Here is a 25,667-nt window from a genome sequence, read left to right as displayed (position 1 = left end):
CATGAGCAATTCATCCATTGTCAGCGCTGAAGCTTTCAATTTCCGCAGGCCCACTCGCCAACTAGCGAGATTAACGGCAGCCCATAGTCATCTTGGCAATAACCACATTTTATGAGCACTGCCAGTTAATCCTGGACCAGCCTGTGCGCCTTTGAAGGACCTATCATTTTTGCCAGGTGCCTCACCGCCCCGATTGGATTAGTTTCTTTAAGAGTAATGACGGCTGGAGCACGTCAATTACGACTACAGACACCGGCCTATTAATCGACCCGACGCGAGGTAGCCACCATGGCTAAACATACCCTACTGTGCAGTTTGCTAGCCTTACTGCTCATCTCATTCAATCACGCGGCAAATGCACAGGCCGGCGGTACTATTACGCTGCTGAACAAAGAAGGAGACAAATGTGCTCTCAGTGTGCCAGGCCCCGGTACAGGGGTCACTCAACAATTCAACCTGACCGCCCATGGTTCAGCCACGAAATGCAAGGACTGGAAAGTCAGAAGCATCGTACTGACGGATCTCCCCTCAGCCGCGAGGATTTACATGACCGATGACCCTTGGTGCACCCCCGGTAAGGGCGAACACGCAATCACAGTACGCACTGCAATAAATCCAACAACTTCTACAGACCCGTCAACACCCTGGGAAATTATTGACCTTTACGCGGTTGCGCCGGGACAAATGATTACGCCCGGCTTACAACTGATCAACAAAAGAATGGAACAAGGCGCCAACCCAAGAGACTCGGTCAAATGCATTGAAGTTACTACATCAGGAAATATCGATACGCCGGAGCTAACGCCCACAATACATGGCGGGATCAGCCGCCATGAAGTCGACGTAAACGATTCGCCGTTCAGCTGTCCAAAAGACGAGGTGATTATTGTAAGGATACGCAATGACTGGGAGTTGGGCCGTAAGATTTTTTATTGGTGCGCCCCTCTTAGACAGGGCGGCAACGAGGTCACGTTAAGTGACGAAATCGAATCGGCCCCAATCAGCGAATCTGGCGGGCACTACTTTTCTTGCCCCGCTAATACGGTCATGACCGGCCGCGATCATGATGGTGGCGTAGATGGCAACACACGCTATCGCTGTGCGACACCCAAGGTAAATGGCCATGCACTTACGGTAACGCCTATGGGGTGGAGCGACACACAGCGAGAGGACGACAGCGCGTTTAGTTGCCAGCCTTTCGGCAGGGTCATGGTCGGTCACTGGCATCAGGGCCTCTACAGCGGACCCTCCCGAGTGCGCTGCGCCACCGTGCAGTGATTTCCACCCATCCTTACTCCAGGTTTTCTGTCATGAGCAACTCATCCATCGCCAGCTCCAACGCCTTCAATTTCATGAGCTTCGTGCAAAACAGCGTGGACCCGCGCACCGGCCAGTACACCCTGGCCATCGAACTGCCCGAACTGGTCGGTAACGACCTCAGCGGCCCGTCATTGCCGCTGCGCCTGGCCTACAACCCACTCAACAACCAGGATTCGGGCTTCGGTGTCGGCTGGACGTTGAACCTTACCGAATACGTGCCGGCGAGCAACATGCTCACCTTGCACACCGGCGAGCGCTACAAGGTCGTCGGCGACAGCAACGACTACGCCATTCCCGAACGCAAGCTGGAAAGCTTTCACTTCCATGTCGATGATGCCGAGCACTTTCGCGTGGTGCACAAGACCGGCCTGGTCGAATTCCTTGAGCTCCACGGCCCGCAAAGCAACCGCGTGGCCCTGCCGGTGCGGGTCGAAGCCGCCTCCGGCCATGCCATCACCCTTGAGCACACGCAAAACCCCTATGCCGAAAATGCCCCCTGCCTCAACCAAATCACGCAGGCCGGGCCGCCTCTGCTCACGCTGACCTACGAGAGCGCCAGGGTACTGATCGACCTGCATCCGGGGGCCGGCCCGGGGGGCGCGCCCCTGGCGCGCTACGAACTCAAGCTCAGCAGCCAGGGCTCGCCGGCCAGGCGCCGTATCGACGCCGTGGTGCTGCCCACCGACGACAAGGCCAGCTGGCGCTTCGACTACCGTGATCAGCGTGGCCTGTTCCTCCTGAGCGAGGTAACCACCCCCAGCGGCGCCGTCGAGACCATTGCCTACGATGACGACGGCCATACCTTCCCAGGCGCCGGCCAACTGCCCGACCCCCTGCCTCGGGTGACCCGCCACCAGATCGACCCCGGGGCCGACCAGCCACCGATGATCACCACCTACGACTACACCAGCAACAACTTCCTGGGCTATGGCAGCGGGATCCAGTGGAAGGACGATGGCGAGGATCATCTCTACGACTCCACCGACCAGTATTTTACCTACGGCTCCACCGCCACACAGTGGGTGCTCGACGCTGAGGGCGAGGAGCAGCCCCTGCGCACCATCACCCGTACATTCAACCGCTTCCACCTGCTGAGCAAGCAGGTCACCAACCAGGATGAACACATTCAGGAAATCGAGACCGCCTACCATGAGCTCCCGGGGCTGACCTTCGCTCAGCAACCGAACAACTTCCAGCTCCCTTACAGCACCACCCGTCGCTGGAAACGCGGCAACCAGCTGCGCGAAGAAGTGCTGATCACCCGCTACGACGAGCATGGCAACCTGACCCTAAAGTCCGAAGTGGCCGTGCCCCGTTACGATGCCCAGGGCAAACTGCTGGAAGCGCCAACCCTGGCCGGAACGATATACACCCGCCACAGTTACTACCCGGCCCAAGGCGATGGCGACGATTGCCCGCCCGACCCGTACGGTTTCGTGCGCACAACCAAGGAAGAGACCCGGTACCCGGCCACCGACGCCGAGGGCCAGGCGCAAACCTTGTCTAACCGCTATTACTACAGGAAGTTCGACACCCTAGGCGGCAGCCAGTCCGCCGGGTATTGGCTGCTGTCCAACCGCGAAGAACGCGTGCAACAGGGGGATGAGCCAATACGCCTGCAGCACAGCGAGCGTAAATACCTTCACCACCCCGACAACCCCTTGCTTCACGGGCGCCTCGACTACCAGGAGGACACACTCTACTGCGGCGAAACGCAAAAAACCTCGACAACCCGCTATTTCCATAGCCTGGTGAACGATGACCAAGGCGCCGCAAACCTGCTGCGCACCAAACGCACCTTCCAGGGGCATGACCGCCTCGAGCAAGTGACCGAAGTGGATGTATCCCGCCGTACCGGCTCGGTCATGCGCCAGAAAAACCAACACAAGGTAGAAGTCCTTTTCCGCTACGATGCACTCGACCGTTTGCTGAGCGAGACCCTCCCGGCCGATGGCACCAAGCGCCAGTACAGCTATACACTGCCGGGCGTCGCCGGGCAGGCCTGCAGATCTGTCACCGATGCACAGGGGGTGGTCACGCGAACCTGGTTCGATGGTGCTAACCGCACCTTGTGGGAAGAACTGGAAGTCGAGCATCCAACCCGTAACACCCGTGCCTGGCACAAGGTGTATGCATGCGACTATGACGGCGTAGGCAACCTACTGAAGGAAAGCCGCTTCGACCTGCTCGAAGACGACGAGCTTGGTGAGTTGCCACTCGCGCTGACCACGCATTTCGAGTATGACGCCTGGAATGACCGCAGCAAGACCATAGGCCCGGACGGTGTTGCATTTTGCCAGGAACGCTCGCCGTTTGGCGCCACGGGTGACATCATCACCACCTGGCAAGAGCGCCAGAGCGCCCCGGGCGAGCGCCGTGGGGTGCAAGTCAGCGAGCTGAACGTGCACGGCAAGCCGATCAGCGACAGCCGCCTGGACAAGGACGGCAAAACGGTGGGCAAACAGACCTACCTGTATGACGGCCTGGCTCGAAGCGTGGAGCAGACCCAGACCCTGCGCGACCCCCTGGACGATGATAAGCAGCTTGCGCTTACCCAGCGTTATGAATACGACGCGTGGGATCGCATTTTCGCGACCGAGCGGCCCAACCGCTCGGTGCTGACGCGCACCTTCGCCAGCCACAGCCAGGCAGAGCTGACCGAAGCGTTGCATCTGCTGGAGGCACGCGACGCGCCACCGCAGGCAATCTGCAAGCGTGTTTTCGATGGGCTGGAGCGCATGACGCAGTTCACCGTGGGCACCCGCGTGGAGAAATACCACTATCGCCCCGACCAGGTGCTGGTGCACAAGCACGAGCGCGCCAGCGGCAAGACCGCCACCTTCGCCTATCGCCCGGAGCTGACGCTTCAACCTACCGGCATCAGCACCGGTGAGGAGGCCCAGCCGTCCTACAATTTCGCCTACGATCGCAAGGACGCCGCCATTACCAAGGCCAACGCACCTACCGGCGAACGGGCATACAGCTACACCGACCAGGGTTTTTTGCTCAAGGAGAGCTGGGCCGGGCAGAACGAGGGCGAACACTACGCGCTCGAGTACACCACTTCGTTGCAAGGCCTGCCGCTGCTGCGCAGTGGCGGCGGCGAGTTGCCGACCCGCAGCCGCTACGATGACAAAGGCCGGCTGAGGGAAACCCATCAAGGCCAGCTCAAGGCCACGTTCAGCTACGATGAAGACGGCCGCCTGCAAAAGACCGTCACCACCCATGAAGGCAACCAGCGTAGCGTCACCTGCGACGTGCTCTACGACGAGCATGGCCGGGAAAAGACGCGCACACTGACACTGGACGACGGCACGGTCGATACCCTCGAGTTGGTGTGGCGCGACGATGACAGTTTGCACCAGCGCATCCGCAAGCGTGGCGATGCCCTGCTGCTGCAAGAGACATTCAGCTACGACGCGCTCAGCCGGTTGACCATGGTCGAATACGACGGCAGCGATTTGCCTGCCAATAGCGCACGTCGGCGGATCAAGAAACAGGTGTTTCGTTTTGACCAGCTGGACAACCTCACCCGTTGCCAGACTACTTTCGCAGACAATAAAACCGACAATGCCACGTTCATCCTTGATGAGCTCAACCCCTTCCAGCTGAAGTCGGTGAATCACACGCTGCAACCTGACTATCCGCAAACCCAGACATTCAGCTATGACGCCGACGGCAACCTGAACAACGACGAATGGGGCAACCTGCTCAGTTACGATGACCGCAGCCGCTTGTGCGAAGTGCGCAGCGCCGACGGTAAGCAGTCGCTGGCCAGCTACCGTTACGACGGCCACGACCACTTGGTGGGGGTGCGCCATGGCAGCGCCAGCGAAGTGATACGGCGCTTCCAAGGCTACCGGCTCAGCGGCACCGTGCAAGACGACGTGCTGGTGCAGTACCTGTGCAACGGCGAAACCTCACTTGGCCTGCAACACGTGCAAAGCAGCTCGGGACGCCTCTTGCTGAGCGACAACAGCGGCAGCGTGCTGGGCGAATACGCCGACGGCCAACTGCACGCTGCAAATCAAAGCGTCTACGGTGAGCGCGCCGAAGACGAGGAATTGCAAAGCCTGCTGGCGTTCAACGGCGAAGTGCGCGAGCCAGGCTTTGGCTGGTACCTGCTCGGGCGGGGCTACCGTGCCTACAACCCAGGGCTGATGCGCTTCCATAGCCCGGACGCTCTGGCACCGGAGGAAGCGGGCATCAACCCTTACCTGTACGCGTTGGGCAACCCCATATCCTGGCGCGACCCCACCGGCCATCGCGGCCAATCCGCGCTCGGGCGTGGCCCCATGCCAGGTTACGAGGACCCTTACGAGGTACCGGAGCAACCGGGGTCAGCCGCGATGGGGTGGATCTTTTTCGGCATCGCGGCGCTGGCATTGGTGGCATCGATAGTCGTCCCCATTGCCGGTGCGCTGGTTGCCGGTACGGCTATTGCGTCCGCCTTTTCGGCTACCGCCATTGTCGGCATCGCCGTGCAGGTGGCCGGGGTGGGAATGATGGCGGCGTCGCTAGGGATGGACGACTCTAATCCGGGCTTGAAAGAGGGGTTGATGTGGGGCGGTTCTGCCTTGGCGGGCATGGGTGCGATGATGTCGATGTCGGCTGTGATGGGTGGCATTCAAGCCATATCCAGTGGGTTCGGTGGGGCCAAAGCTTCCGTGGGTGCACCCACGCCCAGGAACTCGGTGATCTCGACGAATTCAGCAGCGGCGGGGGAGAGTGCTGTGCCGGCGAGTGCCGGGTTGGACGCCCCCACAAGTCCAAAAGTTGTAACGCGCAGCAACCGCTCTAACAGGAAAGCTCGCACTCAGCTCACTGTAGAGCCAGAGCCCAACGACATAGCCCCAGTAGAGCCTGCCCCGTCAACAGCACCCAACAGTCATAACCCGCCCCCCTCGCCCCCCGCCCAACCTGAGATGGCCGCTCCGGCGAATTCAGTGGCCACGAGGAAATATAACTTGAGGCACTACCGATTCAAGATCAGAAAAAAACCGGGTCAATTGCCTCAGAATTAGCAAACAGCGCTGCTATCCAACACCCAAGGCTGCGAAAGGAGCTTTGGGTGTTGAGCGGATGACATCTTCCAAGCGTTATCCAGAACTCCCCTACATATCCAGTTGCAACATCTACCTATCGTGCCTGGCAGCACCTGCCCTCCCCTAGGAAGTGCAGGCCCGACATGCCACCACGATAGGTTTTTTCCATGCTCCAGCGCCCTTGGCGTTGGCTTCAGCCACCGCTTCGTTTCTCGCCACTGCTGGTGTCTACCGCTGGCTGCCTGCTGATGTCCCAACCGGCAGCGGGTGCCTCGGCCCTACAGTTCGACCCTGCGTTCATTCACCAAACCGACGGCCAGCTCGCCGGCACGGCTGCCCTGCACGGCCTGGCCAGCCAGACCCGCCTCGCCCCGGGGCGTTACCGCATCGACGTCAGCGTCAACTTCGACTACCTCGGCCCACGCGACCTGGAACTGCGCAATAGCGAAGACGGCAAGGGCCTGCAAGCCTGCATGACCGCCGCCCTGCTGCGCGAAGCAGGTTTGCGTGAAGAGGCACTGCCCACGCCGCTCCCCGAAGCCGAGCCTTGCCTGAACCTGGCGCACTGGGTGCCCGATGCCTCGGCCCAGCTCGACACGGCCAGCTTGAGCCTGGCCCTGACATTGCCGCAGTTGCTATTGCGCCGCGAGGTCACGGGGGCGATTGCCAGCGACCTCTGGGACGCCGGGATCCCGGCCGCATTCGCCAACTATCAGGTGGCCACCCAGGTGCGCAACCTGCGCAACGGGCGCAACGAAACCAGCCACGACCTGCTGGTGCACAGCGGCCTCAACGTTGCCGGATGGCGCCTGCGCAGCAGCCAGTCGATGCGCGACGATGCACACGGCAGCCGGCAGTGGTCACACACCAACACCTATGCCCAGCACGACTTGCCAGATAGCCATGGCACCTTCACCCTGGGCCAGACCTTCAGCAACGGTGACATTTTCCGCGGCCTGCCGTTCAAGGGTATGCAGGTAGCATCAGACCCGGGCATGCTGCCGGATATCATGCAGCAGTATGCGCCGGTCATCAGCGGCGTGGCGCAAACCCGCGCCAGGCTCGAAGTGCTGCAAAACGGTTACCCGATCTACACCACCTACGTTGCCCCTGGGCCTTACCTTATCGACGACCTGGGCGTGGGTGCCAGCAGTGGCGAGCTGGAGGTGGTCCTTACCGAAGCCGACGGCAGCGTACGGCGCTCCAGCGTACCCTACTCCACCCTGAACAACCTGCTGCGCCAAGGGGTGTGGCGTTACAGCGCCACCCTTGGCCGGTATGCCGGCGCCGAGAAACTCGATAACCCGCTGCTCTGGCAAGCCACCCTGGCCAGGGGGGGCGCCTGGGGCACTACCGTTTACGGTGGCGTACAAGGTGGCGACTACTACCGCGCAGGCACCCTGGGCGTCGCACGGGACTGGGGGCAGTTCGGTGCAACGGCATTCGATGTCACCCAGGCGAATAGCGACCTGGGGAGCACGCTCGGTCAGGTCCAGGGCCACAGCTACGCCGCCCGGTATGGCAAGGCGTTCTCCAGCGGCACGAACCTGCGTTTTGCCGGCTACCGTTATTCCACCGAAGGCTATCGCGATTACGACGAAGCCGTGCGCGAACGCAACGCCTATTCCGCCTGGCTCGGCAACCGCCGCAGCCGCCTCGAAGCCTCCGCTTACCAGCGCCTGGGGCAGAGCAGCTCGCTGAACCTTTTGTTGACCCAGGATGATTACTGGAATACCGGCTTGCGGCGGCGCCAGTACGAAATTCAGTTCAATACCCTGCATCGCGGCATCAGCTACAACCTGTTCGTCTCGCAGGCCTTGAATGAACGAAGCCGCAACACGCGGCTATTCGGCTTGACCCTCTCCATGCCGCTGGACTTCATGGGCCGCTCCAGCGCCAGTTTCGATGTGCAAACGAGCGATGGCCGACATAGCCAGCGTGCCAGCTTGTCCGGGAGCGCACTCGACAACCGCGTCAACTATACGGTCTCAGGCAGCCGTGACGAACAGAGCAGGCATTCGGCAGCCCTGTCAGGCAATTATCAGGGCAACGTCGCCAGCTACGGTGCGGGCATCACCCAAAGCAGCGGCTATCAATCGCTGTCGCTCAATGCCACAGGCAGCATGCTGCTGCATCAAGACGGGCTGACGTTCGGCCCCTATCTTGGCGACACCAATGCGTTGGTACGGGTTGCGCAAACCCCAGGGGTTGGCGTGCGCAATGCCCCCAGAGCGAACACCGATTCCAGTGGCTTTGCCTTGGTGCCGAACCTGCGGCCTTATCGGCGCAACCAGGTGATTCTCGAAACCGACATGCTGGGGCCCGAAACCGTCATCGACAACGGCAGCCTGCAGGTGGTGCCTAGGCGTGGCGCCATCGTCAGGGCCGACTTCGCCGCACGCAAGGTTGCTCGTCTGGTGCTCACGCTGCTCCAAGCCGAAGGCCAGCCGCTGCCCTTCGGTGCACAGGTCAGCACCCAGGATGGCCAACAGGTTGCGGTGGTAGGCCAGGCCGGCCAGGCCTTGGTCGCGGTCGATGCCAGCCCGCAGACCTTGCACGTGCGCTGGGGTGAGCAGCCACAACGGCGTTGCGAGCTGCAGATAGACCCTGCACAGATGCCAGCCGAACAGGGATACCGAATAAAGACCCTGCACTGCCCTGACGTTAATTCTTGATGATACATGGGAAAACTTGCATGAAATACGGGCTCATTTCTGGAGTCGGCACACTCTTGCTAGCGCTCTGCTACAGCAACAGCGCCCATGCCGCTTGCTACTTCAGAAGCGGTGGTACCGGCGTGTTGGAGTACTCGCTGGATGTCGGCACGTTGTGGATCCCCCGGGATGCCCCGATAGGCACGCCCATTGGCGCGGTTGATCGAAACGTCCAACTGCCTAACGCAGCAGGGTTGGAGTTGGTTTGCTACAGCGACGGAACATCAACCTTGGAAGCATCATTGAGACCGAGCGTACCGATATTCCCAGGGGCCCTGCCACCGGTGAACGGCGAAGACCTCACGGGGCGTGTACTGCAAATCGGTGTGCCCGGCGTAGGTATTCACGTACGGCTGGACCGCCCCTACGCCAATTCCCCCGCGCCGAATTTTTGGCGGCCCAGGACTTGGGCATCAGTGCCCTACGAGGGGTACTCCGACGGTCACACCGGGCCGACGGGCATCACCATGAATATGATGCGCACCCACACCACACTGGTTAAAACAGGAACGATCCCGTCCACACCCACCCCGTTCAGCGTACAGTTGTTCACCGGGCATTACAGCGATGTGGGCATGGCATTGCGCTTCAACCTCAACGGCACGGTGAGGCAGGAACAATGTACCCTCCTGCCCGACCCATTCATCGCCGACCCGGTTCAACTGGGCGAATATCCCGTGCAGGATTTCACCGGCGTAGGCTACACCACGCCTGCAAAGCCGTTCCAGATTACCCTGAGCGACTGCGAAATTGACCCTGCCGCAAGCACCGCCCAAGCCTACCTGCGGTTCGAGGGCGTGCGCGGCTCGCTACCGATCGATGCAGACCAGGGCCTGTTCAGCCTGACGACGGACTCAACCGCGAGCGGCCTCGGCATACAGTTGCTGCATGATGACGGGCGCCCAGTCGAGCTCAATGTGGATGTGCCAGTCAAACCCCTGCAGGTCGGCGTGACCCAGCTCGACTTCCGTGCACGCTACCTGCAAACCAATGCCGATGTGTCGCCTGGCCGGGCGGATGGCGCACTGAAGTTCACCGTCAGCTATCGGTAGCGGGCAGGCGCAGGGCTGAAACGAGTGGGAGGGTGGCCCTGTAGCCGCCTTTCCGGGCCCATGGCGATGGGGGAACGGGAGGCTGGCCCAAAGGTGCCATGGCCGGATCGCCGAGTTGCGCGGGACTGAGCCGGGGCCACAGCGCCTGACTGCCCATTGATAAACGTCGCGCCCCGGCGGCCAATGGCCCTGGTGGGCCCAAGGCCCAGCTCAGCCATCAATCCGCTACGCCAACTACCCGGAATCGCTGTACTTGAAAATGTACTTAAATTTCGTGGCTGCTGGTGGATTCAGGGAGACTGGGCTGAAACGAAAAAAGACGCCGAAGCGTCTATTTTCAAGGACTTACAGAGTTCAATGGAACTCTGTAAACCAATATTTGGAGCGGGAAACGAGACTCGAACTCGCGACCCCGACCTTGGCAAGGTCGTGCTCTACCAACTGAGCTATTCCCGCATTTTGAAGCTGTTACCGCTATCGGCGTGAAGCGCCACTAAGACCTTCACCACCACTGCACCGCATAGACGCCACAGTATTTAAACTGGAGCGGGAAACGAGACTCGAACTCGCGACCCCGACCTTGGCAAGGTCGTGCTCTACCAACTGAGCTATTCCCGCAAATGGCGTCCCCTAGGGGACTCGAACCCCTGTTACCGCCGTGAAAGGGCGGTGTCCTAGGCCACTAGACGAAGGGGACACACAACACTTTTCAGTGCACCAGGTTTGAACCTCACGATTCAGCCTGGGTTTTCTTTTCCTGCCCCGCCGTTAAGCAGTGCCGGAGAAACTGGAGCGGGAAACGAGACTCGAACTCGCGACCCCGACCTTGGCAAGGTCGTGCTCTACCAACTGAGCTATTCCCGCATTGGCGTCCCCTAGGGGACTCGAACCCCTGTTACCGCCGTGAAAGGGCGGTGTCCTAGGCCACTAGACGAAGGGGACACGCTACAAGCATTGCTGCTTGCTTTCACTCCCTGCCGCGTTTCGCTGTGAGCTTTACGCTGCAAGTGGCGCGCATTCTATGGATGCCTTGAAAGGTCGTCAACCCTTTTCTATAAATTTATTTAAATCAATGACTTCGCTCTCTATATAGGCTGCTTGTGCAGGGTGCCCGAGGATTGGCGTTGATTTTCTGGCGGGCTGAACGCAAAGTGCCATCACTGGAGAAATCCGGCGACGAGCCGACACAGAGTCACGTGGCGCCCTGGCTGGCCTGTTCGCTACACTCTCAATGTAAAACTTCCTGATGAGGCGTTAACGGTGACACCACTTCTGATCACACTGCTCATCGTTGCGGGTATCGCGTTGCTGATCGTGATCGGCTACCTCAACAACGTGGTCGAGAACAGCAAACTGGAGCGCGCGCGGCTGAAGATCGAACTCGCCGACCGCGTACGCCGCTGTGGCGAAATCACCGAGACCTTTCCCGGCCAGTTCATGACCCCGGCGCTCAAACTGTTGCTCACGCGCCTGGAGCTCAATCTTACTCAGCGGCAATTGGCGCTGGACAAGAACAATGCCGAACTCAAGGCACGCATTGCCGAACTGGACGGCCTGGTCGCCCAAGGCGAGCGAATCCCGGTGAACAACCCGCCCAGCCCGATCCATACCGAGGCCAAGGCCAAGGATGTGCGCTTCTTGCTCGAGGCTTTGCACACACAGATCGTCAAGGCTACTCAGGAAAATGTCCTGCAAACCACCGAGGGCAAGCACTGGGTAAAGGAAATTCGCCACCTGCTGGTATTGCTGCACATCGAGTTCTTCAACAACCTGGGCCAGCAAGCGCTGCAACAGGAACAACCGGGCCAGGCTCGCCTGGCGTTCGAGCGCGGCGTGCAGTACCTGCGCAAGCAGCCTGAACCGAAGGTGTATGAAGAGCAGCTGACCTACCTGGAGAAACTGCTGGCCCGGGCCAATGCCCAGGTGCTGGACCAGATGGAACCGGCGGAGAATGACGAAAACGCACTGACCCAGGGGCTCAAGACCGACCAGGAAGAAACCTGGAAAAAGCGGGTCATCTACGATTGATGTGAAAAACGAGCCCATCGCCGGCAAGCCGGCTCCCACCGAGATTGCGCCGGCTTTTAGAATTGGGTAAGCCCGTTGCTGGCCTGAACAACGGCGCAGTCGTGGTGGGAGCCGGCTTGCCGGCGATGGGCTGCGCAGCAGCCCTGATAACGCTAATCAGCAGTCGGTCAACGCCAGAAAGACTGCCGCCAACCGCTCCAGCCCGCGCTGGTCCGCCTCACTGAAACGCGCCAGCTTCGGGCTGTCCAGGTCGAGCACACCAATCAGCCTGCCCTCCTTCACCAGCGGGATCACCAACTCGCTGTTGGAGGCGCTGTCGCAGGCAATATGCCCCGGGAAGGCGTGCACGTCTTCCACCCGCTGGGTCTGCCGGGTGGCCGCTGCTGCACCGCACACGCCACGGCTGAACGGAATGCGCACACAGGCCACTTGCCCCTGGAAAGGGCCCAGTACCAGCTCTTCATTGCGGTTCAGGTAAAACCCGGCCCAGTTCAGGTCATCCACCTGGTGGTACAAGAACGCCGAAAACTGCGCGGCATTGGCGATGAAGTCACGCTCGTCAGCGAACAGTGCCTGCACTTGCGCAGCCAGCAGGTCGTAGCCGTCGAGGCCGGCGCCACTGGCATTGAGGTCGATCATTTATTTCTGCTCCAACAATTGCAGCCCTACCCAATAACGGGCGAACTGGTAGGCACAACGGCCGTTACGGTTGCCGCGGCCGGTGGCCCAGCGCACGGCGAGTATGTCGAGCGCTTCGTCACGCTGCCAGGCCAAGCCGGCAGAGGCCGCCAGCTGGCCTATCCAGTGCTCGACCACATCGAGGAAATGCTCCTGGGTGAACGGGTAGAACGACAGCCACAGGCCAAAACGGTCGGACAAGGCGATCTTGTCCTCCACCGCCTCGCTGGGGTGCAGTTCGCCATCGACGCGCTTCCAATTTTCGTTATCGCTCTCTTTCTCCGGCACCAGGTGACGACGGTTGGAAGTGGCGTACAACAGCACGTTGTCCGGCGCCTGCTCCAGCGAGCCGTCGAGCACGCTCTTGAGCACCCGGTAGTCGCCCTCCCCGGCTTCGAACGACAGGTCGTCGCAGAACAGGACGAAACGTTGCGGCAGTTTCTGCAGTTGCTCGACCACACGCGGCAAATCAGCCAGGTGGTCACGCTCGATCTCGATCAGGCGCAGGCCGGCAGCGGCGTGTTCGGCCAGCAGCGCGCGTACCAGCGACGATTTGCCGGTGCCACGCGAGCCCCACAGCAGCGCGTGGTTGGCAGGCAGACCGTTGATGAACTGATGGGTGTTGCGGCCCAGTTGGTCGCGTTGCTTGTCCACGCCGATCAGGTCGGTCAGGCGGATGTCCAGGCTGACGTGCAACGGCATCAAGTAGCCGGTACGGCCATCGCGCTGCCAGCGCGCAGCCAACGTGGTGTTCCAGTCGATGTCCGGACGCGGTGCCGGCAGCAGCGGCTCAAGGCGCGCCAGCACGGACTCTGCGCGTTCCAGAAAAGCATTCAAGCGGGCGTCCATGACGACTCCTAGCAAGACAGGTGAAGTTTGAAGCTGAATGTGCGACAGGCCCACCAGCAGCCGTGGCTGATCGGCTATGCTTGCGCAGCGCAAGGGACGTGAAACCGGCTCGGGACTCATGGATATCAAGTTCACCAATCGCCTGTCATACAAGCAAGCCCGGTTGACAGTCCTGGTGGGCTTCATCCTGGGAACATTGCTCAGTCTCATCCAGATCGGCATCGATTATGCCAGCGAAGACGCATCCATCAACCGTGAAGTGCAAGCGTTGCTGCAAATCAGCCACAACCCGGCCTCGCGCATCGCCTACAACATCGACTCGGAACTGGCGCTCGAGCTGACGCGGGGCCTGCTGCAGTCACCGGCCGTGTTCCGCGCGCGCCTGATCGACAACAACGAAACTGTATTGGCTGATGTCGAACGCATCCGGCTGCAGGACCGCTACCGGCCGGTGAGCGATTTTCTGTTCGGTGAACAGCGCCAGTTCCAAGAGCGCCTGTTCCTCACCCATATGCCCGAAGAGTATCTCGGCACGTTGTACCTGGACGTCGACACCTTCGCCTTCGGCAGCCGTTTCTTGGACCGCGCCGGGGTCACCCTGCTCAATGGCTTCGCCCGCAGCCTGGTCCTCACCGGCATTCTCCTGGCCCTGTTCTACATGATGCTGACCAAACCGCTGGTCAAGGTCATCGGTGCACTCAGCGGCCGCGACCCCCGCCACCCCGGGCAAACCCGCCTCGATTGCCCTCCCGGCCATGAACTCGATGAGATCGGCGTGCTGGTGAAGGTCGCCAACCAGCAACTGGTCAGCATGGCCACCGAGATCCAGCAACGGCGCACTGCCGAAAACCGACTGACCCAGTACCTCAATGAGCTGGAAGACATCGTTTCGGCCCGCACCGAAGAGCTCAAGGCCAGCAACAGCCGCCTGAGCCAGTCCAACCAAGAGCTGGAGCATGCCCGCCAGCGCGCTCTGGACATGGCCCAGGCCCGTGCAGCGTTTCTGGCCAACATGAGCCACGAAATCCGCACCCCGCTCAATGGCATGCTCGGCATGATCGCCCTGGCCCTGGACAGCCCACTGGAGAGTGAGCAGCGCCAGCAGCTGTCGATCGCCCACGACTCGGGCAAGGTGCTGGTGGAACTGCTCAACGATATCCTCGACCTGTCCAAGTTCGATGCGGGGCAGTTGGAACTCGAACGCATCCCCTTCGACCTGGGCGCGATGGTGGAGGACACGGCCAACCTTTTATCGCAGAACGTCGCGCAAAACGTCGAGCTGACCTGCCTGATCGCCAGTGACTTTCCAAGTTCGGTACTTGGCGATCCGACCCGGGTACGCCAGGTAGTGAGCAATTTGCTGTCCAATGCCCTGAAGTTCACACGCTTCGGCCGCGTCGACGTGTGCCTGAGCACCCTCGTCGGCGGCATACGCCTGGAGGTACGCGACACCGGCATCGGCATTCCCGAAGATGCGCAGGCACGCATCTTCCAGCCGTTCACCCAGGCCGGTGCCGGCATTACCCGGCAATATGGCGGCACGGGCCTGGGCCTGGCACTGACCCGCAACCTGTGCAAAGCCATGCACGGCCACCTGCACATACGCTCCGAACCAGGCGTGGGCAGCTGCTTCAGCGCCGAATTACCCCTGCCCACCCACACCGAGGCCATCGCCCCTGCGCCGCTGCAGGGCCACGTCGTGGCGCTGAGCGATGCCGGCAGTGGCCTTGCCGAACTGCTGCAGACCGTGCTGCCGCGCTGGGGCCTGAGCTACGCAAGGCATGACAGTGCCCAGGCACTGGCGGGCGGTGCCATCGACCTGTTGATCACTGACGATTTAAACCACTTGTTCCAGCTACGCCCTGCGCTGAAAGCGCCGATCCTGCTGGTGACGGCCTACGGCAACTTCCTGTCGCCGGAACAGTCGGCGCAACTGGCCCCACTGCACCAGCTGGCCCGCCCCCTGGCACGCAATGCCTTGTATCAGACCCTGCGCCGCACCCTGCAAGGCCACGCTCCGGAACACCCGCTGGCCATCCCGACGCTTACCGCTACCGACGGCCGGGCGCGCATTCTGCTGGTGGAGGACAACCCGGTGAACCAGCTGGTGGCCAAGGGCATGCTGGCCAAGCTCGGCTGCCGGATACAGGTGGCCACCCAGGGCGTCGAGGCGCTGGAGTGGCTCGAGCAGGAAGACTTCGACCTGGTGTTGATGGACTGCAACATGCCGGTGATGGACGGCTATGAGGCCAGCCGACGCATCCGCCAGAGTGGCCGCTGGCCTGAGCTGCCGATCGTCGCCCTGACTGCCAACGCCATGCCCGAGGAGCGCGAACGCTGCCGGGCGGCGGGCATGAACGACTACCTGGCCAAGCCGTTCCGGCGTGAAGAGCTACTGGCGCTGATCGACCATTGGGTGCCCCTTAGCGGCTGAGCACACGTTCGATATCAGCCTCCAGTGCCTGCGGCTTGGTGGTGGGCGCATAACGCGTGACCTTGCCGCTGGCCGGCTCCAGCAGAAACTTGGTGAAGTTCCACTTGATCTTCTGCGACCCGAGCAGGCCGGGCGCACGCTGCTTGAGCTCGACGAACAGCGGGTGGGCCCCAGGGCCGTTGACCTCCACCTTGCGAAACAGCGGGAAGCTCACGCCGAAATTACGCTCGCAGAACTGCGCGATTTCCCGCGCTTCCCCCGGCTCCTGCTTGCCGAACTGGTTACACGGGAACCCCAGTACCACCAGGCCCCGCTCGCGGTAATGTTGCCAAAGTTGCTCCAGCCCCTTGTACTGCGGGGTGAAACCGCACTGGCTGGCGGTATTGACCACCAGCACCGCCTTGCCGGCAAAGTCGCCCAGCAGCTTGCGTTCACCGGCCAGGGTCACACAGGGGATGTCGAGTATCGATTCAGCCATGGTCAGGCTCCGTCACGCGGTTTGAAGTCCAGGCACACCGAGTTGATGCAGTAACGCAGGCCGGTCGGTGGCGGCCCGTCGGGGAATACATGGCCCAGGTGAGCATCACATTGCGCGCAGGTCACCTCGGTGCGGATCATGCCGTGGGAGGTGTCGCGCGTCTCGATCATCGCGCTGTCTTCGATCGGCGCGTAAAAACTCGGCCAGCCACAGCCAGAGTCGAATTTGGTGGTCGAATCGAACAGCGCCAGGCCGCAGCAGATGCAGTGGTAGGTACCTGCACGCTTTTCGCTGTTGTACTTGCCAGAGAACGGCCGTTCGGTGCCCTTCAGGCGGCACACTTGGTACTGCTCCGGGTCAAGCATCGCACGCCATTGTTCCAGGGTTTTGTCGATCTTTTGCATGTGTGGACCTCGGCAGGCTGAATTTCACCTCGCGCCGTCTTTTCCGTAGCGCGGGTGGCACGTATATTAGTTGGCTTCGTGTGCAAGGCCTCAAGTCTGGCACCCGCGCCCCGCCCTTTCAAACCTTTCGACGGCGGCGCACCGCGTATTCTCAATCGGGATCACATCATGCAGTTCAGCAAATCGAACAAGCTCGCCAATGTCTGCTACGACATTCGCGGCCCGGTGCTCAAGCACGCCAAACGCCTGGAAGAGGAAGGCCATCGCATCCTCAAGCTGAACATCGGCAACCCGGCGCCGTTTGGCTTCGAGGCGCCGGACGAAATTCTCCAGGATGTGATCCGCAACCTGCCCACTGCCCAGGGCTACAGCGACTCCAAAGGCCTGTTCAGCGCGCGCAAGGCGGTGATGCAGTACTGCCAGCAGAAGGAAATCGAAGGCGTCACCATCGAGGACATCTACCTGGGCAATGGTGTGTCCGAGCTGATCGTGATGTCGATGCAGGCGCTGCTCAACAACGGCGACGAAGTGCTGATCCCGGCGCCCGACTACCCGCTGTGGACTGCTGCAGTGAGCCTGGCTGGCGGCAAGCCGGTGCATTACCTGTGCGATGAGCAGGCCGACTGGTTCCCTGACCTTGAAGACATCAAGGCCAAGATCACCCCGAACACCAAGGCCCTGGTCATCATCAACCCGAACAACCCGACCGGCGCCGTCTATTCCAAAGAATTGCTGCTGGGCATGCTGGAGCTGGCCCGCCAGCACAACCTGGTGGTGTTCTCTGACGAGATCTACGACAAGATCCTCTATGACGAAGCCGTGCACATCAGCACCGCGTCACTGGCCCCGGACTTGCTGTGCCTGACCTTCAACGGCCTGTCCAAGTCGTACCGGGTGGCGGGCTTCCGCTCCGGCTGGCTGATCATCTCCGGGCCCAAGCACCACGCCCAGAGCTACATCGAAGGCATCGACATGCTGGCCAACATGCGCCTGTGCGCCAACGTACCGGCCCAGCACGCCATCCAGACTGCGCTGGGCGGTTACCAGAGCATCAATGACCTGGTGCTGCCGCCGGGCCGGCTGCTGGAGCAGCGCAACCGCACCTATGAATTGCTCAATGAGATCCCCGGGGTCAGCTGCGTCAAGCCGATGGGTGCGCTGTATGCCTTCCCGCGGATCGATCCGAAGGTTTGCCCGATCCTGAACGACGAGAAGTTCGCGCTGGACCTGCTGTTGTCGGAAAAGCTGCTGATCGTGCAGGGTACGGCGTTCAACTGGCCGTGGCCGGACCACTTCCGCGTGGTGACATTGCCGCGGGTGGATGATCTGGAAGCGGCGATTGGCCGGATTGGCAACTTCCTGCGCACTTATTCGCAGTAAGTACCGGCCTCATCGCCGGCAAGCCGGCGCCCACAAGTACAGCGCAAGCCTTAAGCACTGCGGGGTATCTGTGGCAGCCAGCTTGCTGGCCCTCACAGGCACAGCACAACTCTTCAGCATTGCAGGGTATTTGAGAGCGGCTTGCCGGCGATTGGGCTGCAAAGCAGCCCCCTACAACCCCCACATACCTTTCTTACATCCTGCAACGCTCTAGCTCACAGCCCCAACCAGATCCTCTGCCATACTCCGCCGTACACAGTTTGAAATAGTCCCCCGATTGAATCGGCGCGCCCGGCCCCTTATATACCCCGCATACGCAACACACTCATCCGTCAGGAGAACGTAACAACCATGATGCGCATTCTGTTGTTTGTAGCCACCAACCTTGCGGTGGTGCTGGTTGCAAGCATTACCCTGAGCCTGTTCGGTTTCAACGGGTTCATGGCCGCCAACGGGGTTGACCTCAACCTCAGCAGCCTGCTGGTCTTCTGCGCCGTGTTCGGCTTCGCCGGCTCCCTCGTTTCGCTGTTCATCTCCAAGTGGATGGCGAAGATGAGCACCGGCACCCAGATCATCTCCCAGCCGCGTACCCGCCACGAGCAGTGGCTGCTGCAGACGGTCGAAGAGCTGTCCCGCGAAGCCGGCATAAAGATGCCCGAAGTGGGTATCTTCCCCGCCTACGAGGCCAACGCCTTCGCCACCGGCTGGAACCGCAACGACGCTTTGGTAGCCGTATCCCAAGGCCTGCTGGAACGCTTCTCGCCTGATGAAGTACGCGCCGTGCTGGCCCACGAGATCGGCCACGTGGCCAACGGGGACATGGTCACCCTGGCGCTGGTACAAGGCGTGGTGAACACCTTCGTGATGTTCTTCGCCCGCATCATCGGCAACTTCGTCGATAAGGTGATCTTCAAGAACGAAGAGGGTCAAGGCATTGCCTACTACGTGGCGACCATCGTCGCCGAGTTGGTCCTGGGCATCCTCGCCAGCATGATCGTCATGTGGTTCTCGCGCCGCCGTGAATACCGCGCCGATGAAGCCGGCGCACAACTGGCCGGCACCGCCGCGATGATCGGCGCCCTGCAACGCCTGCGCGTAGAGCAGGGCCTGCCAGTGCACATGCCCGACACCATGAAGGCATTCGGCATCAATGGCGGCCTCAAGCATGGCCTGGCCGGCCTGCTGATGAGCCACCCGCCGCTGGAAGAGCGCATCGAGGCGCTGCGCCGCCGGGGTTGATTGTTCAGGCACCAATCAAGGGCGACTACGGTCGCCCTTTTTTATGCAGCCGGCCTGCATATTTGAGACGGTAATCTTCAGCGCTGTAGGGGTGGTGGGAGCAACTGGCTTGCCGGCGATAGGGCCGGCACAGGCAAACCCACATCAAAACCGTACGCGATAGGCCCGCTCAACAAGGCACTTCACCCCCGCCTGCAAGAACTTAGGGCTTTCCCCGATCACGTCTTGCGCCTCCAGCTCCTCCACCTGCCACCCGGCAAACCCACGCCGCACTTCCTCGTCGGCGACCGAAAACGGCGGCCCCGCCAGCAGACGCTGCTCGTAGTCCAAGGTCACCAGAAGCCCACGGCCCGCAGGCAGCAGCCGCGAAAGCAAACCCATGTACCGCTCACGCATTGCCGGAGGCAGGGCAATCAACGCAGCTCGGTCATACAGCCCCACGCAATCAGCCACATCCTCGGCGCGCAAGGCGAAGAAATCACCACACCACAGCTCCACCTCACCACTGCTCCACACTTCGAACGCGCCCTGCTGCCGAACCTGCGCCTGCAGCCCCTGCTCCTGGAAGAAGTCCTCCACGGCCCGGCGCGACAGCTCCACACCCCGCACGCGATAGCCCTGCCCCGCCAGCCAGGCCAGGTCCAGGCTCTTGCCGCACAACGGCACCAGCACCCGGCTGCCGGCAGCCAGGCCAAGCCCCGGCCAGTAGCGTTGCAGGTAGGGGTTTGCCTGGGCCTGGTGAAAACCGATCTGGTTATCGGCCCACTTTTGGTGCCAGAACGCCTGCTCCATAGTTCCTCCAGGTTTTTAGATCATTTGGGCAAAAATCTTATATTGGAAATCGATCGGTGACTGATCGAAGATGACTGCATCTTACCCCTCAGGACCCTATCATGCTGCCCAGCCTGTTCATTTCCCACGGCTCTCCGATGCTCGCCCTGCAACCCGGCGCCAGCGGGCCAGCGCTGGCCCAGCTGGCCAATGCCCTGCCACGCCCGAAGGCGATCGTGGTGGTGTCGGCGCACTGGGAAAGCCACGAACTGCTGGTGACCGCCAACCCACAGCCGCAGACCTGGCATGACTTCTACGGCTTTCCTGCAGCGCTTTATGCCGTTCAGTACCCTGCGCCTGGCCAGCCGCAACTGGCGGCGAACGTCAGCGCGCGGCTCAACGCCGCTGGCCTGCCGGCTCGCCTGGATGCCCAGCGGCCCTTCGACCATGGGGCCTGGGTGCCGCTGTCGTTGATGTATCCCGATGCAAGCATTGCGCTGATTCAGGTGTCGCTCCCGAGCCACATGGGGCCGGCGCAGCAAATCAAGGTCGGCCGAGCGTTGGCCGGGCTGCGCAGCGAGGGTGTGTTGTTGGTCGGCTCTGGGAGCATCACCCATAACCTGGGCGAGCTGGACTGGCATGCAGGGCCGGACGTGATCGAGCCTTGGGCACTGGCATTTCGCGATTGGGTGGTGGAGAAGCTGGGCGAAGACGACCAGGCCGCGCTGCTGGACTTCAAGCAACAAGCGCCGTTTGCGTCGCGTAACCATCCCAGTGATGAGCATTTCTTGCCGTTGTTCTTCGCCCTTGGGGCCGGTGGCAGGTTTGGCATCGTGCACCAAGGGTTTACCCTCGGCGCGCTGGGGATGGACATTTACCGCTTCGACTGAAAAGCGGCAGCGTTGTGCCGCGACAGGCCTGCATGCATGGCAGCCCCAAAGAACCACAAGCAAAAAAAATCCCCGACCTAAGCCGGGGATTTTTTCATTACGCCAGGATCAATCTTCGCGGTAGCGACGCAGCTTCAGCTGCTTGCCAGCCACGCGGGTGTCCTTGAGCTTAGTCAGCAGGCGCTCGAGACCGTCTTCCGGCAGCTCGATCAGGCTGAAGCTGTCACGCACCTGGATGCGACCGATCGCATCACGGGCCAGGCCACCTTCGTTGAGGATCGCACCCAGCAGGTTCTTGGCAGCGATACCATCACGGGCACCCAGCGCGGTACGGCAACGCACGCGACCTTCGGCCAGCGGCAGTGGCGCACGGCGCTCGCGCTCACCACGGTCGCTACGCTCGGCACGGTCACCACGCTCCGGGCGCTCACCGCGCGGTGCGAAGCTTGGTACCAGCGGCTGTTCGCGCTCTACCGCTGCCAGGTCCAGCGCCTGGCCATTGGTGGCCTTGCGCAGCAGGGCTGCGGACAGGGCACGCGGGCTGCAACCCAGGGCTTCGGTCAGGCGGTCGAACAGCTCACCGTGGGTGGCTTCTGCTTCGGCCACCAGCGGCGCCAGGCTCGAGGTCAGCTTCTTGATACGCGCATCCAGCACGGCCTGAGCGTTCGGCAGGCGCGCCTCGGCAACCTTCTGCCCGGTAACGCGTTCGATGACCTGCAGCATGCGGCGCTCACGCGGGGTGACCAGCAGCAGTGCACGGCCTTCGCGACCGGCACGGCCGGTACGGCCGATACGGTGCACGTAGGACTCTGGGTCGTACGGCATGTCCACGTTGAACACGTGGGTGATGCGCGGTACGTCCAGACCACGGGCAGCGACGTCAGTGGCGACGACGATGTCCAGGCGGCCATCTTTGAGCGAGTCGATGACGCGCTCACGCTGGTTCTGGGCGATGTCGCCGTTCAGCGCAGCAGCCTTGTAGCCTTTGGCTTCCAGCGCGGCGGCCAGGTCCAGGGTGGCTTGCTTGGTACGCACGAAGGCGATCAGCGCGTCGAACTCTTCCACTTCCAGCAAACGCAGAACAGCCGGGATCTTCTGGTCGGCGTGGACCATCAGGTGCGCCTGGTCGATCGCGGTGACGGTCTGGGTCTTGCTCTGGATCTTGACGTGCTTGGGCTCACGCAGGTGACGTTCGGCGATCGAGCGGATCGACGACGGCAGGGTCGCGGAGAACAGCACGGTCTGACGGCTGGCAGGGATGGCATCGAAGATCACTTCGAGGTCATCCATGAAGCCCAGCTTGAGCATTTCGTCGGCTTCGTCCAGTACCAGGTACTGCACGGTGGACAGGACTTTCTCGTCGCGACGCAGGTGGTCGCACAGACGGCCCGGGGTGGCCACGACGATTTGCGCGCCGTTGCGAATGGCACGCAGTTGTGGGCCCATCGGGGCACCACCGTATACAGCCACCACGTTAACGCCCGGCATCTGCTTGGCGTAGGTTTCGAAAGCGGTAGCTACTTGCAGCGCCAACTCACGGGTTGGCGCCAGGATCAGGGCTTGCGGTTCGCGCTTGCTCACGTCGATCTTGTTGAGGATCGGCAGGGCGAAGGCAGCGGTCTTGCCGGTGCCAGTCTGCGCCTGGCCGATCATGTCGTGACCGGCGAGGATGATCGGGATCGATTGATGCTGAATAGCCGAAGGCTCTTCGTAGCCAGTGGCTACAACGGCAGCGACGATATTCGGATTGAGATCGAGAGCGGCGAATCCGCCGGTTTCCTGGGTCATGGGTCTGCCTCTATGTGCATCCGCAAAGACCCATGCTCCAAAGCTGCACATGCCTTGAAAGACCAAATGGTCACCCAGGCAGCTCTGGCGGCGGGGATTTGCGAAAACGATTGAAAAAGAAAAACTTGGGAAGGTCCGCCTAGCGGACGTGCAGCCGAAGCTGGACTCGGAGGATTTGCACCACCTGATTTTGAGGTCCGCTAAAAGACCGGCGCGTACTATACCCGAATTAATGGAGGGAAGTGTGGAAAATTTTCACGGGCAAGGGGCCAGTACCCGGCCATCAGCGACCAGCGGCTGAAACGTTTATCTCAACCCCCTGGCACGCCCTTCACGTGGCGGGGCGAATTTCCTTGATCAACCCCTCCAGGCTGTACCCCAGCTGTGGCGCCAAGGCTGCAGCCCGGCCCCTGAGGCCATCCAGGTCCAACGTTTGCTCCAGGTCCGCCGGCACCAGCAGGATCACATTGCCCTCCTTCACCGGCAGCTCCCAGTAATGCCGGTGGTACAAGCCGCGCAACAGCGCCGCGCCGAGCGGCCTGCCGTCATCACCGGCCCACTGGTTGATCACCAGCCAACCACCGGGGTTGAGCTGCTTCTGGCAGTTTTCCAGAAAGGTCCAGGCCAGATGGCCGACACCCGGGCCGTGGTCGGTGTACAGGTCGACGAACAACAGGTCGGTTTTCTCTGCCGTGGGCAGCAGCTCCAGGGCATCGCCCACCCGCACATACAGGCGCGGGTCGTCGTCCAGGCCCAGGTACTCCATGGCCAGGCGCGGCACATCCGGGCGCAGCTCGATGGCCTCGATGTCTTCCAGTGGCAAGAACTTCATGCAGGCCTGGGTCAGGGTGCCGGCGCCCAGGCCAAGGAACAGTGCGCTTTCAGGCTGCTCGTGGCACAGCGCCCCCACCAGCATGGCGCGGGTGTAGTCGTACTCGAGCCAGCTGGGGTCAACTGTGAACACGCAGCTTTGCTCGATGGCATCGCCAAATTCGAGGAAGCGGTAATCCTCCACCTCATACACACTGATGACCCCGAAGGCATCCTCGACCCGAGCCAACAGCCGCTCTTCCCGCTCCGTCGCCATGAACCTGCCACCCGCCCGCGCAAAAACGCGCATTGTCCGCCAACGTCCCGGATGCAACAAGCTCAGCGCCAACTGTTACCATGGCAGGCAGCCTATAACCGACAAGACCGAGCCTGTGATGAACCGACCGTGGAGCCCTGACAGCTGGCGTGCCCTGCCGATCCAGCAGCAACCGACCTACCCCGATGCCGCGCATCTGCTCAAGGTCGAGCAGACCTTGGCCAGCTACCCGCCGCTGGTGTTCGCCGGGGAGGCGCGCGAGCTGCGCCGGCAGTTCGCCGAGGTCACCGAAGGCCGTGCCTTCCTGCTGCAGGGTGGCGACTGTGCCGAGAGCTTCGCCGAGTTCTCTGCCGCGAAGATCCGCGACACCTTCAAGGTGTTGCTGCAGATGGCCATCGTCATGACCTTCGCCGCCGGCTGCCCGGTGGTCAAAGTCGGGCGTATGGCCGGGCAGTTCGCCAAGCCACGTTCATCGGGCGACGAAACCATCGGCAACCTGACCTTGCCGGCCTACCGCGGCGACATCGTCAACGGCATCGGCTTCGACGAAAAAAGCCGTGTACCCGACCCAGACCGCCTGCTGCAGGCCTACCACCAGGCCACCGCCAGCCTCAACCTGCTACGCGCCTTCGCCCAAGGCGGTTTCGCCGACTTGCACCAGGTGCACAAGTGGAACCTGGACTTCATCGCCAACTCGGCGCTGGCCGACAAATACCACCAGTTGGCCAACCGCATCGACGATACCCTGGCCTTCATGCGCGCCTGCGGCCTGGACAGCGCCCCGCAATTGCGCGAAACCAGCTTTTTCACCGCCCACGAGGCACTGCTGCTGAACTACGAAGAAGCCTTCGTGCGCCAGGACAGCCTGACCGGCGACTACTACGATTGCTCGGCGCACATGCTGTGGATCGGCGACCGCACCCGCCAGCTCGACGGCGCGCATGTGGAATTCCTGCGTGGGGTGCACAACCCTATCGGGGTCAAGGTTGGCCCGAGCATGAACCCCGAAGCGCTGATCCGCCTGATCGACACGCTCAACCCGGCCAACGATCCGGGGCGCCTCAACCTCATCGTGCGCATGGGCGCCGGCAAGGTCGGTGAGCACCTGCCCGGGCTGATCCGCACCGTCGAGCGCGAGGGGCGCAAGGTGCTGTGGAGTTCGGACCCGATGCACGGCAATACCATCAAGGCCAGCAGCGGCTACAAGACCCGTGACTTCGCGCAGATTCTCGATGAGGTGAAGCAGTTCTTCCAGGTGCACCAGGCCGAAGGCAGCCATGCCGGTGGCATTCACATCGAGATGACCGGGCAGAACGTCACCGAGTGCATCGGTGGCGCACGCCCGATCACCGAAGATGGGCTGTCGGATCGTTACCATACGCATTGCGACCCACGCATGAACGCCGACCAGTCGCTGGAGCTGGCGTTTCTGATTGCCGAAACCCTCAAGCAGGTGCGCCGTTGAGGCAGGTGCCGGCCACAGCCTCTTCAGCACCCGCAAGACCGAGCG

General features: G+C 61.8%; 16 protein-coding genes, 5 tRNA genes and 1 pseudogene. 10 read left to right on the top strand and 12 right to left on the bottom strand.

Going from position 1 to position 25,667, the window contains the following annotated elements:
* The first annotated feature begins 288 nt into the window (after nucleotides 1–288).
* From JNA92_RS01345 to JNA92_RS01330, 4 genes are all read left to right on the top strand, one after another.
* A complete protein-coding gene (locus JNA92_RS01345; protein WP_241803000.1) occupies nucleotides 289–1,278 on the top strand; it encodes a hypothetical protein in 990 nt (329 codons plus the stop codon).
* Nucleotides 1,279–1,310: 32 nt separating this feature from the next.
* Nucleotides 1,311–6,344 (top strand): RHS repeat-associated core domain-containing protein, encoded by a 5,034-nt coding sequence (locus tag JNA92_RS01340; protein WP_241802999.1) that lies wholly within the window; start codon nucleotides 1,311–1,313, stop codon nucleotides 6,342–6,344.
* Between the two features lie 188 nt (nucleotides 6,345–6,532).
* On the top strand, nucleotides 6,533–9,040 hold the full coding sequence (locus JNA92_RS01335; RefSeq protein WP_241802998.1) for a fimbria/pilus outer membrane usher protein: 2,508 nt from the start codon (nucleotides 6,533–6,535) through the stop codon (nucleotides 9,038–9,040).
* Nucleotides 9,041–9,546: 506 nt separating this feature from the next.
* Nucleotides 9,547–10,131, top strand: coding sequence for a fimbrial protein (locus tag JNA92_RS01330; protein WP_241802997.1), 585 nt, complete (start codon nucleotides 9,547–9,549; stop codon nucleotides 10,129–10,131).
* A gap of 380 nt (nucleotides 10,132–10,511) precedes the next feature.
* Here the strand turns inward: JNA92_RS01330 and JNA92_RS01325 are convergent.
* The 5 genes from JNA92_RS01325 to JNA92_RS01305 all read right to left on the bottom strand — a co-directional run bounded on the left by JNA92_RS01325 (nucleotide 10,512) and on the right by JNA92_RS01305 (nucleotide 11,073).
* A tRNA-Gly gene (locus tag JNA92_RS01325) sits at nucleotides 10,512–10,587 on the bottom strand.
* An 86-nt stretch (nucleotides 10,588–10,673) separates the two neighbouring features.
* Nucleotides 10,674–10,749: transfer RNA gene (locus tag JNA92_RS01320), tRNA-Gly, on the bottom strand.
* A 3-nt stretch (nucleotides 10,750–10,752) separates the two neighbouring features.
* Nucleotides 10,753–10,828 (bottom strand) — tRNA-Glu (locus tag JNA92_RS01315).
* A gap of 91 nt (nucleotides 10,829–10,919) precedes the next feature.
* Nucleotides 10,920–10,995: transfer RNA gene (locus JNA92_RS01310), tRNA-Gly, on the bottom strand.
* 2 nt (nucleotides 10,996–10,997) lie between these two features.
* Nucleotides 10,998–11,073: transfer RNA gene (locus JNA92_RS01305), tRNA-Glu, on the bottom strand.
* 318 nt (nucleotides 11,074–11,391) lie between these two features.
* Between JNA92_RS01305 and JNA92_RS01300 the strand changes: the two genes are divergently transcribed.
* Nucleotides 11,392–12,159 (top strand): hypothetical protein, encoded by a 768-nt coding sequence (locus JNA92_RS01300; protein WP_241802996.1) that lies wholly within the window; start codon nucleotides 11,392–11,394, stop codon nucleotides 12,157–12,159.
* Nucleotides 12,160–12,315: 156 nt separating this feature from the next.
* Here the strand turns inward: JNA92_RS01300 and JNA92_RS01295 are convergent, their stop codons facing one another.
* Together JNA92_RS01295 and JNA92_RS01290 are read right to left on the bottom strand one after the other, a co-directional pair.
* Complete coding sequence (locus JNA92_RS01295) at nucleotides 12,316–12,798, bottom strand: GAF domain-containing protein (RefSeq protein WP_241802995.1); 483 nt, start codon at nucleotides 12,796–12,798, stop codon at nucleotides 12,316–12,318.
* A complete protein-coding gene (locus JNA92_RS01290; protein ID WP_241802994.1) occupies nucleotides 12,799–13,686 on the bottom strand; it encodes an ATP-binding protein in 888 nt (295 codons plus the stop codon). It lies immediately after the preceding gene.
* Between the two features lie 76 nt (nucleotides 13,687–13,762).
* Between JNA92_RS01290 and JNA92_RS01285 the strand changes: the two genes are divergently transcribed.
* Entirely contained in the window at nucleotides 13,763–16,120 is a 2,358-nt protein-coding gene (locus JNA92_RS01285; protein ID WP_241802993.1) for a hybrid sensor histidine kinase/response regulator, read from the top strand.
* On the opposite strand, the gene JNA92_RS01280 is transcribed toward JNA92_RS01285, so the two are convergent.
* Both JNA92_RS01280 and msrB read right to left on the bottom strand, forming a co-directional pair.
* Nucleotides 16,110–16,598 (bottom strand): glutathione peroxidase, encoded by a 489-nt coding sequence (locus tag JNA92_RS01280; protein ID WP_241802992.1) that lies wholly within the window; start codon nucleotides 16,596–16,598, stop codon nucleotides 16,110–16,112. The two genes, JNA92_RS01285 and JNA92_RS01280, sit on opposite strands and share 11 nt — an antisense overlap.
* 2 nt (nucleotides 16,599–16,600) lie before the next feature.
* Nucleotides 16,601–17,002, bottom strand: a complete 402-nt coding sequence (gene msrB, locus JNA92_RS01275; RefSeq protein ID WP_241802991.1) for a peptide-methionine (R)-S-oxide reductase MsrB — start codon at nucleotides 17,000–17,002, stop codon at nucleotides 16,601–16,603.
* Between the two features lie 168 nt (nucleotides 17,003–17,170).
* Between msrB and JNA92_RS01270 the strand changes: the two genes are divergently transcribed.
* Complete coding sequence (locus JNA92_RS01270) at nucleotides 17,171–18,382, top strand: pyridoxal phosphate-dependent aminotransferase (protein WP_085675507.1); 1,212 nt, start codon at nucleotides 17,171–17,173, stop codon at nucleotides 18,380–18,382.
* A 351-nt stretch (nucleotides 18,383–18,733) separates the two neighbouring features.
* The gene (htpX, locus tag JNA92_RS01265) at nucleotides 18,734–19,621 is read left to right on the top strand and encodes a protease HtpX (protein ID WP_012313391.1); all 888 of its coding nucleotides are present in this window, start codon (nucleotides 18,734–18,736) and stop codon (nucleotides 19,619–19,621) included.
* A gap of 144 nt (nucleotides 19,622–19,765) precedes the next feature.
* Here the strand turns inward: htpX and JNA92_RS01260 are convergent, their stop codons facing one another.
* A complete protein-coding gene (locus JNA92_RS01260) occupies nucleotides 19,766–20,413 on the bottom strand; it encodes a thiopurine S-methyltransferase (RefSeq protein ID WP_241802990.1) in 648 nt (215 codons plus the stop codon).
* Nucleotides 20,414–20,514: 101 nt separating this feature from the next.
* Between JNA92_RS01260 and JNA92_RS01255 the strand changes: the two genes are divergently transcribed.
* Nucleotides 20,515–21,282, top strand: a complete 768-nt coding sequence (locus JNA92_RS01255; RefSeq protein ID WP_241802989.1) for a DODA-type extradiol aromatic ring-opening family dioxygenase — start codon at nucleotides 20,515–20,517, stop codon at nucleotides 21,280–21,282.
* A 108-nt stretch (nucleotides 21,283–21,390) separates the two neighbouring features.
* Here JNA92_RS01255 and JNA92_RS01250 read toward each other — a convergent pair.
* Nucleotides 21,391–23,104, bottom strand: a pseudogene (locus JNA92_RS01250) (DEAD/DEAH box helicase).
* A 297-nt stretch (nucleotides 23,105–23,401) separates the two neighbouring features.
* Nucleotides 23,402–24,157 (bottom strand): spermidine synthase, encoded by a 756-nt coding sequence (locus JNA92_RS01245; RefSeq protein WP_241802988.1) that lies wholly within the window; start codon nucleotides 24,155–24,157, stop codon nucleotides 23,402–23,404.
* Nucleotides 24,158–24,275: 118 nt separating this feature from the next.
* On the opposite strand from JNA92_RS01245, the gene JNA92_RS01240 reads away from it, so the two are divergent.
* Nucleotides 24,276–25,622, top strand: coding sequence for a class II 3-deoxy-7-phosphoheptulonate synthase (locus tag JNA92_RS01240; RefSeq protein WP_241802987.1), 1,347 nt, complete (start codon nucleotides 24,276–24,278; stop codon nucleotides 25,620–25,622).
* The last annotated feature ends 45 nt before the right edge of the window (nucleotides 25,623–25,667 follow it).

The sequence above is a fragment of the Pseudomonas putida genome (assembly GCF_022627325.1).
GTDB classification, from domain to species: domain Bacteria; phylum Pseudomonadota; class Gammaproteobacteria; order Pseudomonadales; family Pseudomonadaceae; genus Aquipseudomonas; species Aquipseudomonas putida_X.
The sequence above is the reverse complement of the archived record's forward strand: the minus strand, read 5'-3'. Positions and strand labels throughout refer to the sequence as shown.

Bases quoted from the DNA above. Each gene is read 5' to 3' on its own strand.
- JNA92_RS01345 (WP_241803000.1), top strand. From the start codon at position 289: ATGGCTAAACATACCCTACTGTGCAGTTTGCTAGCCTTACTGCTCATC.
- JNA92_RS01340 (WP_241802999.1), top strand. From the start codon at position 1,311: ATGAGCAACTCATCCATCGCCAGCTCCAACGCCTTCAATTTCATGAGC.
- JNA92_RS01335 (WP_241802998.1), top strand. From the start codon at position 6,533: ATGCTCCAGCGCCCTTGGCGTTGGCTTCAGCCACCGCTTCGTTTCTCG.
- JNA92_RS01330 (WP_241802997.1), top strand. From the start codon at position 9,547: ATGAATATGATGCGCACCCACACCACACTGGTTAAAACAGGAACGATC.
- JNA92_RS01295 (WP_241802995.1), bottom strand. From the start codon at position 12,798: ATGATCGACCTCAATGCCAGTGGCGCCGGCCTCGACGGCTACGACCTG.
- JNA92_RS01290 (WP_241802994.1), bottom strand. From the start codon at position 13,686: ATGGACGCCCGCTTGAATGCTTTTCTGGAACGCGCAGAGTCCGTGCTG.
- JNA92_RS01285 (WP_241802993.1), top strand. From the start codon at position 13,763: ATGCTTGCGCAGCGCAAGGGACGTGAAACCGGCTCGGGACTCATGGAT.
- JNA92_RS01280 (WP_241802992.1), bottom strand. From the start codon at position 16,598: ATGGCTGAATCGATACTCGACATCCCCTGTGTGACCCTGGCCGGTGAA.
- msrB (WP_241802991.1), bottom strand. From the start codon at position 17,002: ATGCAAAAGATCGACAAAACCCTGGAACAATGGCGTGCGATGCTTGAC.
- JNA92_RS01270 (WP_085675507.1), top strand. From the start codon at position 17,171: ATGCAGTTCAGCAAATCGAACAAGCTCGCCAATGTCTGCTACGACATT.
- htpX (WP_012313391.1), top strand. From the start codon at position 18,734: ATGATGCGCATTCTGTTGTTTGTAGCCACCAACCTTGCGGTGGTGCTG.
- JNA92_RS01260 (WP_241802990.1), bottom strand. From the start codon at position 20,413: ATGGAGCAGGCGTTCTGGCACCAAAAGTGGGCCGATAACCAGATCGGT.
- JNA92_RS01255 (WP_241802989.1), top strand. From the start codon at position 20,515: ATGCTGCCCAGCCTGTTCATTTCCCACGGCTCTCCGATGCTCGCCCTG.
- JNA92_RS01245 (WP_241802988.1), bottom strand. From the start codon at position 24,157: ATGGCGACGGAGCGGGAAGAGCGGCTGTTGGCTCGGGTCGAGGATGCC.
- JNA92_RS01240 (WP_241802987.1), top strand. From the start codon at position 24,276: ATGAACCGACCGTGGAGCCCTGACAGCTGGCGTGCCCTGCCGATCCAG.